This window comes from Priestia sp. YIM B13486, assembly GCF_042787865.1.
Classification (GTDB): domain Bacteria; phylum Bacillota; class Bacilli; order Bacillales; family Bacillaceae_H; genus Priestia; species Priestia megaterium.
On record NZ_JBHZOZ010000013.1, the window covers coordinates 45142 to 58591 of the forward strand.

The following is a 13450-nucleotide window of genomic DNA, read 5'->3' on the forward strand; positions in this document are numbered from 1 at the left end:
TTCCAAAACTTATGTTTGAAATTATAATAGTAAAATTAAGTCTTTCTGAAACGACTTAATTTTAATTTAAAATATAAAGGAGGAAGATCGTGAAGAAAACAACACCTATTTTTTGGATATCTTTAATCATTAGCGTTTTATTTGTAGGCTGGGGTATATTAAACCCAAATAATCTACTTCACGTCATGACCACCGCCGAAAGTTATTTGCTTAATCGTTTTGGTTGGTTTTATCAATTTTCTGCCACATTCTTTTTAATCTTTGCCTTAGTATTAGCTTTTAGTCGATTTGGAAAAATAAAATTGGGGAAACCCCATGAAAAACCTGAGTTTAGTACCCCTACTTGGTTCGCTATGTTATTTAGCGCTGGGATGGGAATTGGTTTACTTTTTTACGGGATTTCTGAGCCAATCTCCCACTATGCCACTCCCCCTTTTGGGAAACCTCAAACAATTGAATCTGCAAAACTGAGTCTAGAATATACATATTTACACTGGGGATTTCATGCTTGGGCGATTTATGCTGTAGTGGCACTTGCCTTAGCCTATTATAAATTTCGGAAAGACATGCCTGGATTAATGAGTGCAACCCTGACCCCTCTTATTGGAAATAAGAGCAAAGGACCAATTGGATACGCAGTGGATATTATAGCTGTGTTTGCTACTATATTTGGGGTGGCAGCATCTTTAGGGTTAGGCGCTTCACAAATAAATAGTGGATTCCATTACCTAACAGGTATGCCAATTAGCTATAAAGTTCAACTCGTTATTATTGCCATTACGACTATTTTATTTATTACCTCTGCAGGAACTGGTGTTTCAAAAGGTATCAAATATTTGAGCAACACTAACATGGTTTTAGCTGTCGTTCTATTTGTTTCCTTTCTTTTTCTTGGACCTACACAATACTTAATAGAGCTTTTCTCTACAACCTTTGGTTCCTACGTTCAACAATTACCAAGCATGGGGCTGCGATTTGCTCCCTTTAATTCTGACAATAACCAGTGGGTAAAAGATTGGACCATTTTTTATTGGGCTTGGTGGATATCATGGACCCCATTTGTGGGAACTTTCATTGCACGCGTATCTAAAGGAAGAACGGTTCGTGAATTTATTATGGCTGTATTAATCGTTCCAACACTTGTATGCTCACTATGGTTTGGCGTATTTGGAGGTACCGGTATTTATTTTGATTTTGTTAAAGGATTAGATGTGGCAAAACAAAGCTTAGAAACGTCTCTATTCTTTGTGTATGATCAAATGCCGTTTGGAGGGTTTCTTTCTACTATCTCTGTAGTCCTTATTTTGACGTTCTTTGTGACCTCTGCAGACTCAGCCACTTTTGTTCTGGGGATGCAAACTACAAATGGGAATTTAAATCCACCTTTCTTTGTTACATTTATTTGGGGAATCATTTTAGCTGCTATTTCAGCAATTTTATTAGGTACAGGTGGCCTGCAAGGCATGCAAGCAGCTATTATTGTCACTGCATTACCCTTAGGGATTGTTCTTCTATTCATGTCTTACGCATTAATTAAGTCCTTCCGACAAGAAGTTTCTGAAGATAAAAAGCAAAAGAAAAAAACTGCTTAACTTATTTCAATATCAAGCAGCTTTAAAAGGTTTACGATTTATTTTTAAATCGGCATTTATATCTTTTGATTGAGGGAAACTTTATATTACACATAATGTATGTAAGCTATGTTAAAGGTTGTTTCCTCTTAATGAGGAAACAACCTTTCTCTTCTTGCATGTTTGTAAGCACAAACTTACTTTTCTATGATTGAAGTTGTATTCAAATTGATATTATTTAGCATTATATAAGTAATTTATTACTTATTAATGATACCTTAGGAAAATATCATCTATAATAAACAAAGTTATAAGGATCGCGCATTATTGAAACAAAAATTAGTAAAGCAGTACATCTCTCCAGGTGAACAGAAACCTATCCCTAAAGAGAATATACCCTTACCAATACTTGGCACATGAAGCATAATTTTAGTTTTAAAGAGACAAAGGAGCATAAGAATGGTTACATATTGGATTATTTTATTAGCTATCGCTGTAGGTGTAGTATTTATCGCAGAAAAAATGAAACAACCTTATCCCACTTTTCTTGTAGTAATAGGATTAATCATTGGTTTGGTACCAATTCCTGCATTGGGAGAAATAAAAAGTTATGCAGCCAATGATACCGTGTTTCAAACGACCGTTATTTTTATCTTTTTATCAGCTTTGTTAGGGGATGCAGCACTTAAACTGCCTTTTGATGAACTAAAAAGTAATAAGAAATCTATTTCTTTATTAGCTTTTTTAGGCACATTTCTTACCTTCTTACTAGTTGCTGCTTCTACTTATTTTTTCTTGCACCTTTCTTTACAGGAAGCCTTAATTTTCGGTGCACTTATGGCAGCTACTGACCCTGTATCCGTTCTAAGTATTTTTAAGTCAATGGGCCTAAACAAGCGCCTCTCCATTGTGGTCGAAGGAGAAAGTTTAGCAAATGACGGAGTTGCTGTTGTACTATTTCAAATTGCTGTGGTAACTACTGCCTTGAGCTTAACAGGTACATTGAATGCGCTGCTTGAATTTCTGAAAGTTGTAAGTGGAGGCATATTGATTGGTGGAGTGTTTGGTTTATTAGCTTCTCGTATTACATCTAAGATTGATCATTATTTAGTGGAGACTGGATTATCGATGGTTCTATTTTATGGTACGTTTCAGCTAGCTGAACACTTTGATGTTTCTGGGGTAATATCTGTAGTAGTAGGTGGCGTAATCTTAGGAACTTATGGACGAAACGTAGGTATGTCAGATCTAACACATGAAAAAGTGAATTCCTTTTGGGAAACGATTGCTTTTCTCTCTAATGCACTTATTTTCTTACTGGTAGGGTTAGAAGTGAGTCGTATTGATTTTTTAGATAAAGGATGGCTTATCGTTGGAAGTATTCTTATTGTTCTTTTAGCACGTTTTCTCGCTGTCTATATAAGCTTAGCTTTTGATAAATCCATTCCAACTTCATGGAAACCTATTATTTCGTGGGGAGGGTTAAAAGGCTCTCTTTCAATTGCGCTTGTTTTAGGCATTACACCCGAATTTGAAGGGAAAAATCTGTTATTAGCCATGACATTTAGTAATGTAGTCTTTTCTCTTCTTGTTCAAGGAACAACACTAAAAAAATTAGTTTCATTTTTGAATGTAAAATAAACGCCTATACTAAAAGAGAGTTGATGTTATTTTTGAAACTTTTCTTACACCCACTCGTAGATCCATAAGAAGCAACCTTACTCCTTTCTTAGTAGACATACAATAAATACGCGATAGACAGCGTACAAGGAGGAATTAGATGGAATCAAAAATGAGTTGGTGTATTAAAAATCCTTCGTTTTATTTAGGAGCTGTTTTATTTCTGATCTTTGGTAGCCAATGCGTTATGGGATATATAAAAGAACATCAATTCTACGTTCTAGAGAGCATATTAAGTATCATAGGCGTTTTTATGATTGTTCTACCGTTGAAAAAGAAACTTGCTCATCATTCACCAAAAAGCACTTAGTTATATGGGAAGGGCCCCTGATTTCGAGACAAGGATCAAAACACCTTTTAAACAGCCAGTTTTCGGTATTGTACCGGTGACTGGTTATTTAGTTTTGTTTGAATACGGATATGGTTATAATAAATAATATAGCTTTCGACAGTTTGTTCTACGATGTCAGTCGTAGTACATGTTAACTCATCGAGGTAAAATGTTTCAGACTTCAGGCTGGAATGAAACGATTCAATTCAATTGCTTTTAATTTCACTTCTACTGGATAGCTCACTCTTGCTCCCATAGAAAAAACACCTCTAGGTTATTGTTAGGTACTACATACCTGTTTTTTAACTTAAAGGTGTTTTTTATTTGTCTCATTCATGGGGGCAGTCCCGAGCAGCTAAAGGGTTTTAAAAGCTATTTTATGTTTTGCTTTGACTAAAGGCTGGTTTAGCTGAATACTTCTGAAGACTCTAAGATAGCCATAACGCTTTGTACGGATTCGATTGAACGTTTTAGCCCTTCATTTTCCTTTTCCGTTAAAGGAAGTTCAATGATATGTTCAATTCCATCTCCTCCTAGAATTGTGGGTACACCTAGGTAAAGGTTATTACAGCCATATTCCCCTTCTAGATAAGCTACAGAAGGGAGAATTCGCTTCTTATCCTTTAGGATTGCTTCTGCCATTTGAACCATAGAAGCAGCAGGAGCATAATAGGCACTTCCATTTCCAAGCAGGTTAACGATTTCTCCTCCACCTTTGCGGGTTCGCTCTACAATCGCTTCTATACGTTCAGGTGAAATGATTTTATCAAGTGGAATTCCTCCGGCATACGAATAACGAACTAATGGTACCATATCATCTCCGTGGCCCCCTAAAACAAATCCTGATACATCTTCAACAGAGATATTTAATTCTTGAGCCACAAATGTATTAAAGCGGGCTGTATCTAATACACCAGATTGGCCTATTACTCTATTCTTAGGGAACCCCGTAGTCTTATAACAAACGTATGTCATTGCATCAACTGGATTACTTAATACAATAATATAACTGTTTGGTGCATGCTTTTTTACATTTTCCGATACTTCTTTCATAATCTTTGCGTTTGTTGAGACTAGGTCATCACGGCTCATTCCCGGTTTTCTTGGAAGTCCTGCAGTAATTAATACTAAATCTGCATCCTGAATGTCCTCATAGCTAGATGTTCCCTTAATATTAGCGTCAAATCCTTGGACTGGGCTTGCCTCTAACATATCAAGTGCTTTTCCTTTAGTCGGGTTAGTCTGGGAAGGAATATCAACTAACACTACGTCTCCAAGTTCTTTTTGTGCCATCATTAATGCTGCTGTGGCTCCTGTAAATCCCGCTCCAATTACAGCTATTTTTTTACGCTTAAATGCCATGATTTATCCCCCGTTCTCCGTCGTTTATATGTATGTTATTCTACTTTTTGATCTTCTTCTACAGCAGCAGAATCTGCTTTTGCTTTATATTGAATACTGGATTTTGTTTTAGCAGCAGATGATTTTTTAGTCGCTTTATTGTCTTTAGGTGTCTCCTTTGACTGCGATTCTTTATTTTCATCTTTTAATAGGCTATTTCCAACCTCTTCATCAGGATGGGGAATTACATGCGCTGACACTAATTCTCCAACGCGAGCCGCTTCTTCTTTTCCCATATCTACAGCTGCTTGTACTGCACTAACATCACCTTCAACTAACACTGTTACAAGGGCTGCATCCACTTTTTCTTGCTTCACTAAGCGGACATCAGCTGATTTTAACATCGCATCCGCTGCGACGATTGAACCTATTAAGCCTCTTGTTTCAATCATGCCAAGAGCTTTAGCCATTCTCTCCACCTCTTTCTATATCAACAGAATCTATAATCCCGATAATAATTGCATCAATGGGTAATGGAGTGTGGGATGCCATATGTGCTGCGGCACTTCCTTGAGTAACCATTACCTTATCACCAATCCCGGCTCCAATACGATCAACTGCAATAAAAGAAGAGTCGTTATTCGATTTATTTAAAAGTTCAGGTTGAACAACTAAAAACTTTAAACCGCGTAAGTTATCTTCTTTTCTTGTTGCCCAGACGTTGCCAATTACTGTCCCTATTTTCATAAAACATCCGCTCCCTCTACGTCTATCACGCAAATTTCTTTTCCTAATTCTCTTGCTGTATCGCGCGCTAAAGGAGTGATAATCGTTTTAGGTGAAACAGTAATTTTTTCTTCTTCTACTAATTTCACATGTCTTTGGGTTAGCACTCGTTCTGTAAATGATACAGAATGTCTGTTTAAGCCTGATTGCAAAAATCTCTCAAATGATTGGATTTTTACTCCAAAGCTTTCTAATGTATTTTTATAAGCGATTAAATGTGCTGCATACTTATTGTTTACTGTTTTTTTTTGATTACTGGATAGCAAAACGTTTCCTAAAGTTACAGAAGGAATGAGTGAAACAGAAATTCCTTCTAGCAAAGCCTCAGCTAAAAGATAACTTTCTAGTGTATCTGTCATACCAAGAGCCCCTTTTACTAGCAGGTCCTGCTTTGCTTCTGCAAATAAAATACCTTGTATATCTTTTGGAAGGTTTTCTTTTTGGTCATCGCTGTAAACCAGTGTCCAGCTTGTTTCTAACTTTTTGATTTGAATTAGATCAATTTCCGCCGACTCTTTCACGATCAGCAGCTTTGGCTTTACATTTAGGTGCTGCTTGTCTGATTTATCTAATCGTTTTAAAACTTCTACTACAATTTGTTCAATCAGAGCATGATTGTTCATAAAGCTTCCTCGTATAGAGAAAGAATCCCTGTAGCTCCAGTAGAAATTAGCCCAGCATTCGCTTCATCTGTATCAATATGCATTTCAAGCTTAAACTTTGGCGAAACTCGAATTAATACACGTTCGAGCGTAGTAGGTCTTTCTCCTTGAGCGGTAATGCGAACACACTGACCATTTTTCACACCATAAGCTTCAGCATCATCCGGCGTCATATGAATATGAGCTCGTGCAATGATTAAGCCTTCTTTCTTGTAGATGCTACCCTTTGGTCCAACTAATGTAATCGCTTCTGAATTCTTTATATCTCCAGACTCACGTAGTGGAGGAACAGAACCAAGTTTAATTGAATCTGTTTTACTGACCTCCACTTGAGTTATACTCCTTGCTGGACCAAGGACTCGCACCTTTTCGATGCTTCCTTTAGGTCCCACAATGGTAACTGTTTCATTAGCTGCAAATTGCCCAGGCTGAGACAGGTCTGATTTTTTTGTTAGCTCATACCCTGCTCCAAAAAGAGCTTCTACATCTTCTATACTTAAGTGACAGTGTCTAGCAGATACAGCCATTGGGACTGTATTGCTTTGCTTGGTTGTTTGACTTAGCTGCTGAACAACCTCTGCTACAATCGATTGAATGGCCTGCTTATTCATGCGCTATGCTCCTAACTTTTTAAGCTTATAGTTCACTATCAATTTTTGGTAAAATACTTTCTAATTCATTGTGTGGGCGTGGGATAACGTGAACGGAAATAAGTTCTCCAACGCGCTGTGCAGCTGCTGCACCAGAATCTGTCGCTGCTTTTACCGCGCCTACGTCACCGCGTACTAAAACCGTTACAATCCCTCCACCTACGTGAACTTTACCAACTAAATGTACGTTTGCTGCTTTTACCATTGCGTCTGCTGCCTCTACTGATGCTACTAATCCTTTTGTTTCAATCATTCCTAATGCTGTTAGTTCTCTTGCCATTTTTAATTCCCCCTAATTAGTTTGTTTGATATTTTTGAAGTGCTTGATTAACCATTTCAGCAATTGCTGCCGAATCAATTGGTCCCTGTGGTTTTAAATGATTCATAACTTCGTTGACAATTTCCTGTACGTCTTGATGATCTTTTGTATCTGACGAAGCAGAGGTAAAAGATAGGGATGGTTTCGGAATTGTCACCTCTTTTGTACCATAAGCCATTCGCTTAATATTTAATAAATGTCGAGCGGTCACATTGTCTGATGTAATGTTACCTCCGAACGAACCGCATCCTAATGTAAAGGAAGGCTTAAGTCCAGTGGTACCACCCACAGCTCCAACTGACGAGAGTGTGTTAACCATAAGTCTTGAGACGGGCATTTCAAGAGCAAACGTTTTAGCTACAGCATCATCGTTTGTATGAAGCGATAAACTATGACCTCTTCCTCCAAGGTTTAATAAGCTTAAACATAATTCCCTTGCTTGTTCGTTGTTCTTAGCTGTATACAATGGGAAGATAGGTGCTAGCTTTTCTATCGAAAATGGTACATCCTTGGCCACCTTTGTTTCTTCAGCAACTAAGATGCGTGTATCAGAAGGTACTGTAATACCTGCCATTTCAGCAATTTTCACAGCACTTTGACCAACAATATTCGGATTAAGCTTCTTTGGAATCGGTGAAATCACTTTTTCCATCTTGGCTTTCTCTTCTGAATTTAAAAAGTAGGCTCCATTATTCTTTAATTCTCTAATAGCCATTTGTTGAATATTAAGATCGACAACAATTGCTTGCTCGGTTGCACAGATCGTGCCGTTGTCGAACGTTTTGCTATCGACAATCATTTTTACTGCTTGGTCAACCTTCGCAGTCTTTTCAATATATACAGGTACATTTCCTGGACCTACACCATAAGCTGGTTTCCCAGAACTATACGCTGCTCGAACGAGACCACTTCCACCTGTTGCTAGAATTAAGTTCACATCTTTATGCTTCATTAATTCATTGGTTGCTGCCATAGAAGGATTAGAAATCCAACCAATAATCCCTTCTGGAGCTCCTGCTTCAACTGCTGCACGGGAACAAATTTTAAGTGCTTCTACTGTACAGTTCATTGCCCGAGGATGAGGGCTGACCACTAGAGCATTTCTAGTTTTTAAACTAATTAATGTCTTGAAGATAGCCGTTGAAGTTGGGTTAGTTGTAGGAATAATTCCAGCAACAACTCCAAAAGGAGAGGCGACTTCTATCACTTTGTTCGCTCTATCTTCGTGAACAATACCTACTGTTTTTTCATTTTTAATTGATTCATAAACAGCTCTAGATCCTACCTCATTTTTGATTTTCTTATGTTCTGCAACACCCATTCGCGTTTCTTCCACTGCCATTTTCGCTAATTCCAATGCTTTAGAATAGGCTGCTTCGGCAACTTGTTCAACAATGCGATCTACTTGTTCTTGTGAAAAATTCAAGTATACCTGCTGTGCGGCTTTTGCCTTTTCCACTGCATCTCGCATCTCTTGCAAAGATTGAAGATCTTGATCAAACTGCATATCCAACAACTCCTTTCTACTGTCTATAAGCTTTTTAATAATGAACTGGATTTCTTGCAATGTCTAAAATAGCCTGGCGAAACGCATCAGCAGCTGCTTGACAGGCTGATTGAGATCCTGTTAAAAACCCACCGCCAAAATTTGTTTCAGAAGGAGGGGCAAAAAATTTCACAAGTTCTACATCAGCTGCTTTAAGCGCTACATCAAGTCCATACATAGCCTCTAGTGGAGGGGCAATTAAATAAGCTAGCGGTTCGCCAATATCGATTCCTGCTTCTTTAGAAAGATAAGAACCTGTTCTTGCCACCACATGTGCATACAGCGCGTGATTTTTCTCTTCATCTAACGCTTCAAAATAGGCATCTGATTTTGTCACTTGTAAAACAGCCTCAATACCAGCTTTAACTTCATCTGGACTTGGACCTGCTAATACCCCAATCATTTCACCTGATAGCGGACCTGACGCATGGGCAGCGCCAGCATAAAAGGAACGGGCATAAGCTACCTCAACGTCTGCTCTTTTAGTGGCTTCATCTAAAGCTGTATAGCCTACGTCATCAATACTTGATGTAAACATGGCTAAACTTCTATGGTAAGGCTGCAAGTTAAACTGTTGAACTAAGGCGTCATCCACATTTGGAATCACACGAACAGCTAAAATGTCAGCATGGATACGTGTTAAAGCCACTCTTATTCACCTCTATTGTTCTTTTTGAACAAGCGATACTCCGCTAGCTTCATATTTTAAAATTTTTTGAACCAATGTACCGAGATAAGCACCCGCTTCAACTGGAGGAATACCGCCTTTATGAATATTGGAAACCACCATTCTCTCAGCTTCAATCATTCCTTTTTTCGGTTCATAGCATAAATAGGCACTTAAAGATTCTGCGCTTATAAGTCCCGGGCGTTCTCCAATCAAAAGTACCACCACTTTTGGCGTCAGAAGTTCACCAATGTCGTCCATTACAGCAACTCGACCTTTTTCTATGTAAAACGGAACGCCGACATCTAAACCAGCGCTTTTTAAGGACTGTTGAAGAGATAGGTAAACATCTTCGACATTTTCTTCAATGGCCTTGGAGCTTAAACCATCAGAAACAATAATTTGAACAGTTGGTGATTTGGTACATCTCTCTTGAATGCACTTTTTTGCTTCGTCTGATAGCTTTCGTCCATAATCCGGCCGGCGAATGTATACTTCTTTATCCGTTACCTGAGTATTTACTTTAAATAAGTTCAGCCGTTTTAAAAGGTCGTCGTTCACATTGCCATACACAGCGTCAACGGCTGCTGCATGGTCATAGCGGAATTTCAGCCATGTTTCTGTTCGCGGACGTAAACCTGCTCTGCCAATCCCTATTCGGGCAGGTGTTTTTTGAATCAATGTATCTAATTCTTCTTGATTCACTGGGTTTTTAATACCCGGCACCTGCTGCTTTGGTTCAATGTTCTCTTCCTGCTGAATAGGCATTTTACTTTCAGGCAGAGATGCCGAATTATCTTCTTGAATATTCGGAAATTTAATTAATTCCTTTGCCGACTCTTCTTCTACCACTTCAGCTAGAGGCCCATTAGTTACCTTCGTATTGGCATTGGATGTGTGAGCCCAAAAAGCTACGCTGCTTTGACGTTCGTCAGTAGGAGAATTTTGTTCGAAACTAGATTGTTTTTCTAGCTTTTCAACAATGGATCGTGTAATTTTTTCAATCAATTCAGGATTCATCCTCTTTATCACCTACCTTGTAAAAATACTTGGATCTCCTGCATATTTACTTAATTTCCCTTGTTCAAAAATCCCCATTTTCTCAAGCCATTCTGCAAATAAAGGAGAAGGCTGTTTCCCCATCGTTTGCCTTAAAGTCGCTACATCGTGGTAGCTCATTGATTGGTAGTTAAGCATACAATCATCACCCATTGGTGTTGCGATAATAAAATTAACACCTGCAGCTGTTAGCAATACACCCAGATCTTCAATATCATTTTGATCTGCTTTGATATGATTGGTGTAACAAATATCTACACCCATCGGAATTCCATGCATCTTTGCCATAAAATGATCTTCTAAGCCTGCGCGAATAACTTGTTTGTTGTTATATAAGTACTCAGGTCCAATAAAACCGACCACGGTATTTACAATGTAAGGGTCGTAATGACGTGCAAACCCATAGTTACGCGACTCTAACGTTAGCTGATCCATTCCAAAATGCGCTTCAGCTGATAGCTCAGAACCTTGTCCTGTTTCAAAATATAAGCGTTGAGGCCCTGTTCCTGTTCCGTGACTTTTTGCTAATTGATTTGCCTCTTCTAGTAAGGAAGCGCTGATTCCAAATGAACGGTTAGCGGCTTCTGTTCCAGCAATACTTTGGAAAATCATATCCGCTGGTGCTCCTTGTTTAATGGCTTTCATCTGAGTCGTAACATGAGCTAAGACACAGTTTTGAGTTGGAATCTCCCAATCATTCATAAAATTTTTTGTGGCGTGGAGCAGTCGTTTTACACTTTCAACTGAATCATCTACAGGGTTAATACCAATAACAGCGTCTCCAATTCCGTAAGACAGCCCTTCTTTTAAAGAAGCAATCATACCCTCTACATTATCTGTAGGATGATTAGGCTGCAGTCTAGAAGCTAAGACTCCTTTTTGGCCAATAGTAATGTTGCATTTTGTTAAAATTTCAACCTTATTTGCGGCGTGAACTAAATCGAGGTTTGACATTAATTTTGCTACTGCAGCAATAATTTCACTATTTAACCCTCGACTAATCCTCTTTAAATCCTCACCCGTTGTTTCATCACTTAAGATATACTCTCTAAGCTCTGCTATGGACCAATTTTTCATTGCTTGATAGATAGGTTCATTTACTTCACTCTCAATAATTTGAGATACTTCATCTTCTTCAGGTGAGATCATTGGGTTTTCGCGAATATCAGCAAGTGTTAATTCACTAAGCACTTCCTTTGCTGCAATTCTTTCTTGAACGGTTTCTGCAGCTAAACCTGCCAGCCGGTCACCAGACTTTTCTTCATTTGCCTTAGCAAACAAATCTTTCAAATCAGAAAATTGATAGACAGCACCTAAATAATGTGTATGTAACTTCAACAGTGAAGCCCCCTTTCTTATGAATGGAACGTAAGGGTTTTGACTACTACCGGTACCACACTTGTTTGCAGCAATTGGCCAATATCTAAGTAGTCACCGTGTTCCACCTTAATTTGATCAATACAAATAATGCTTTGCGACGAATCTTGAGCAACAAGCGTTTGACCCAATACCTTGGCATGATCGCTCTCAAGAACAATAATCAGCGGCTGATCTCTTTTGTTTTTTTGTTTCACCGCTTCTAGCAGACCTTTTGCTAATTGCTGAATATCTCGAAATCCTACGTACGGAAGCCCAGATAAGTACAAGGCAAAATTTTGCCCCTCCTGCTGCGGGTCATTTATCTCAATTGCATCTTTTACAGCATCCTTTAAGTGATGAACACTTTTTTGAAACCCATCCTTAAACGAAATTTGATAAACGGGTATATTTCGTACAGGTAAATCTTTGCTTTCCACTTGAATCGTAGCTCCACTGATTTCAGTCGTTTGTGTACCAGCACCAAGAACGGTTGCGCGAACGGTTTCATCAGGCTTAATCCATGACCATCTCTTCAAACTCTGACTATCTCTTAAAGAGTCCGCAAGCATCATTCCTATGTCGTGGTAAGGAGATTGTTCAAAATCTTTAGACTCATATTGATAGAGGCACTCACTGATTCCACCAGAAAACATAATGACATCAATTTCTTCTTTCCAATTTGGTTCATGACCTAAAAGCAGTACCTTGTCTTCTGCTGTCATGGTACGTGTTAGCATTCTACTAATCACATCGGCCATATAATTTGTTATATTCTTTATCTCTTCTTCCACCAGTACGTCACCTTTTACAAGAGTACTATTCCACCCTCTTAATAGATTTCTAACCGGTGGCGAAATGCTGCTGATTTTATCTTCCGAAAACTCTATCAGCCTGCCTCCTATATGCAGTGTGCAGGTTCCACACAGCCTTCCCATTCGATAAACTGCTACATTAGCTGTTCCCCCGCCAATATCTACATTGGCAATAGTTTTGCTCATTTTTTTAGAATATTGATAAGCTCCTGATCCTTTTGCTGCAATAATTCCTTCTAAATCAGGACCCGCAGTTGCAACTAAAAACTCCCCCGCATGATTTGATAGATGGTGAATCATTTCTTCGGCATTTTGCTTAGTTGCTGTTTCACCTGTAATAATCACAGCACCTGTTTTAATATCTTCAGAACCAACGTTTGCTTTATCATACTCATTTCTAACAAGCTTCTCTATTGCTTCAATATCGATTGTTGTTGATGTGAGAAGTGGTGTTCGATAAATCGGGCTGCGATGAATAATTTTTTTATCAATAATCTCAATACGCGGCAAGTGTGTTCCTCCTGCCATATTCATCAGAGAAAATTGGCTTAACACAATTTTGGTTGTGCTTGTTCCTATATCAATTCCTGCGCTGATAATCTCCTCTTTTAGCGGTTCGTATTGTTTCATATCCCTCCACCTCATCAACCTTCAATCAGCAAAAGGT

The 13450-nt window shown here is 38.5% G+C and carries 14 protein-coding genes and 1 pseudogene; 3 read left to right on the plus strand and 12 right to left on the minus strand.

Annotated elements, in window-relative coordinates; all coding sequences use genetic code 11:
* Positions 1-89: 89 nt before the first annotated feature.
* The 3 genes from ACFX4G_RS23785 to ACFX4G_RS23795 all read left to right on the plus strand — a co-directional run bounded on the left by ACFX4G_RS23785 (position 90) and on the right by ACFX4G_RS23795 (position 3561).
* Complete coding sequence (locus ACFX4G_RS23785; RefSeq protein WP_377577401.1) at positions 90-1592, plus strand: BCCT family transporter; 1503 nt, start codon at positions 90-92, stop codon at positions 1590-1592.
* A 438-nt stretch (positions 1593-2030) separates the two neighbouring features.
* Positions 2031-3212 (plus strand): cation:proton antiporter, encoded by a 1182-nt coding sequence (locus ACFX4G_RS23790; protein ID WP_377577404.1) that lies wholly within the window; start codon positions 2031-2033, stop codon positions 3210-3212.
* Positions 3213-3351: 139 nt separating this feature from the next.
* The gene (locus ACFX4G_RS23795) at positions 3352-3561 is read left to right on the plus strand and encodes a hypothetical protein (protein ID WP_043978263.1); all 210 of its coding nucleotides are present in this window, start codon (positions 3352-3354) and stop codon (positions 3559-3561) included.
* A gap of 47 nt (positions 3562-3608) precedes the next feature.
* Here ACFX4G_RS23795 and ACFX4G_RS23800 read toward each other — a convergent pair.
* The 12 genes and pseudogenes from ACFX4G_RS23800 to ACFX4G_RS23855 all read right to left on the minus strand — a co-directional run.
* Positions 3609-3788 (minus strand): annotated as a pseudogene (locus ACFX4G_RS23800) (IS3 family transposase); the annotation flags it as partial.
* Between the two features lie 199 nt (positions 3789-3987).
* A complete protein-coding gene (gene mdh / locus ACFX4G_RS23805; protein WP_013058360.1) occupies positions 3988-4944 on the minus strand; it encodes a malate dehydrogenase in 957 nt (318 codons plus the stop codon).
* A 35-nt stretch (positions 4945-4979) separates the two neighbouring features.
* Positions 4980-5393, minus strand: a complete 414-nt coding sequence (locus ACFX4G_RS23810) for a BMC domain-containing protein (RefSeq protein WP_013084349.1) — start codon at positions 5391-5393, stop codon at positions 4980-4982.
* Positions 5386-5670, minus strand: a complete 285-nt coding sequence (locus ACFX4G_RS23815; RefSeq protein WP_165574806.1) for a EutN/CcmL family microcompartment protein — start codon at positions 5668-5670, stop codon at positions 5386-5388. Before ACFX4G_RS23815 ends, ACFX4G_RS23810 begins: the two co-directional genes overlap by 8 nt.
* Complete coding sequence (locus ACFX4G_RS23820; RefSeq protein ID WP_377577408.1) at positions 5667-6332, minus strand: hypothetical protein; 666 nt, start codon at positions 6330-6332, stop codon at positions 5667-5669. The genes ACFX4G_RS23815 and ACFX4G_RS23820 overlap by 4 nt, the downstream gene beginning before the upstream one ends.
* On the minus strand, positions 6329-6982 hold the full coding sequence (locus ACFX4G_RS23825) for a phosphate propanoyltransferase (protein ID WP_043978256.1): 654 nt from the start codon (positions 6980-6982) through the stop codon (positions 6329-6331). The genes ACFX4G_RS23820 and ACFX4G_RS23825 overlap by 4 nt, the downstream gene beginning before the upstream one ends.
* Positions 6983-7007: 25 nt before the next feature.
* Positions 7008-7301 carry an ethanolamine utilization microcompartment protein EutM gene (eutM, locus tag ACFX4G_RS23830; protein ID WP_013058365.1) on the minus strand — a complete coding sequence of 98 codons (294 nt, stop codon included), beginning with the start codon at positions 7299-7301 and terminating at the stop codon, positions 7008-7010.
* A gap of 16 nt (positions 7302-7317) precedes the next feature.
* The gene (locus ACFX4G_RS23835) at positions 7318-8847 is read right to left on the minus strand and encodes an acetaldehyde dehydrogenase (acetylating) (RefSeq protein ID WP_377577411.1); all 1530 of its coding nucleotides are present in this window, start codon (positions 8845-8847) and stop codon (positions 7318-7320) included.
* Between the two features lie 34 nt (positions 8848-8881).
* Entirely contained in the window at positions 8882-9535 is a 654-nt protein-coding gene (gene eutL, locus ACFX4G_RS23840) for an ethanolamine utilization microcompartment protein EutL (protein WP_043978254.1), read from the minus strand.
* Positions 9536-9547: 12 nt separating this feature from the next.
* Entirely contained in the window at positions 9548-10573 is a 1026-nt protein-coding gene (eutC, locus tag ACFX4G_RS23845; protein WP_043978252.1) for an ethanolamine ammonia-lyase subunit EutC, read from the minus strand.
* Between the two features lie 12 nt (positions 10574-10585).
* Positions 10586-11950: an ethanolamine ammonia-lyase subunit EutB gene (locus ACFX4G_RS23850; protein ID WP_377577414.1), complete on the minus strand. Its 1365-nt coding sequence runs from the start codon at positions 11948-11950 to the stop codon at positions 10586-10588.
* A 17-nt stretch (positions 11951-11967) separates the two neighbouring features.
* A complete protein-coding gene (locus ACFX4G_RS23855) occupies positions 11968-13413 on the minus strand; it encodes an ethanolamine ammonia-lyase reactivating factor EutA (protein WP_377577417.1) in 1446 nt (481 codons plus the stop codon).
* Positions 13414-13450 lie beyond the last annotated feature (37 nt).

What these genes read in the sequence shown, in the direction of transcription:
- eutC (WP_043978252.1), bottom strand. Translation starts at nt 10,573, where the DNA reads ATGAATCCTGAATTGATTGAAAAAATTACACGATCCATTGTTGAAAAG.
- ACFX4G_RS23820 (WP_377577408.1), bottom strand. Translation starts at nt 6,332, where the DNA reads ATGAACAATCATGCTCTGATTGAACAAATTGTAGTAGAAGTTTTAAAA.
- mdh (WP_013058360.1), bottom strand. Translation starts at nt 4,944, where the DNA reads ATGGCATTTAAGCGTAAAAAAATAGCTGTAATTGGAGCGGGATTTACA.
- ACFX4G_RS23815 (WP_165574806.1), bottom strand. Translation starts at nt 5,670, where the DNA reads ATGAAAATAGGGACAGTAATTGGCAACGTCTGGGCAACAAGAAAAGAA.
- ACFX4G_RS23810 (WP_013084349.1), bottom strand. Translation starts at nt 5,393, where the DNA reads ATGGCTAAAGCTCTTGGCATGATTGAAACAAGAGGCTTAATAGGTTCA.
- eutM (WP_013058365.1), bottom strand. Translation starts at nt 7,301, where the DNA reads ATGGCAAGAGAACTAACAGCATTAGGAATGATTGAAACAAAAGGATTA.
- ACFX4G_RS23795 (WP_043978263.1), top strand. Translation starts at nt 3,352, where the DNA reads ATGGAATCAAAAATGAGTTGGTGTATTAAAAATCCTTCGTTTTATTTA.
- ACFX4G_RS23855 (WP_377577417.1), bottom strand. Translation starts at nt 13,413, where the DNA reads ATGAAACAATACGAACCGCTAAAAGAGGAGATTATCAGCGCAGGAATT.
- ACFX4G_RS23825 (WP_043978256.1), bottom strand. Translation starts at nt 6,982, where the DNA reads ATGAATAAGCAGGCCATTCAATCGATTGTAGCAGAGGTTGTTCAGCAG.
- ACFX4G_RS23835 (WP_377577411.1), bottom strand. Translation starts at nt 8,847, where the DNA reads ATGCAGTTTGATCAAGATCTTCAATCTTTGCAAGAGATGCGAGATGCA.
- ACFX4G_RS23790 (WP_377577404.1), top strand. Translation starts at nt 2,031, where the DNA reads ATGGTTACATATTGGATTATTTTATTAGCTATCGCTGTAGGTGTAGTA.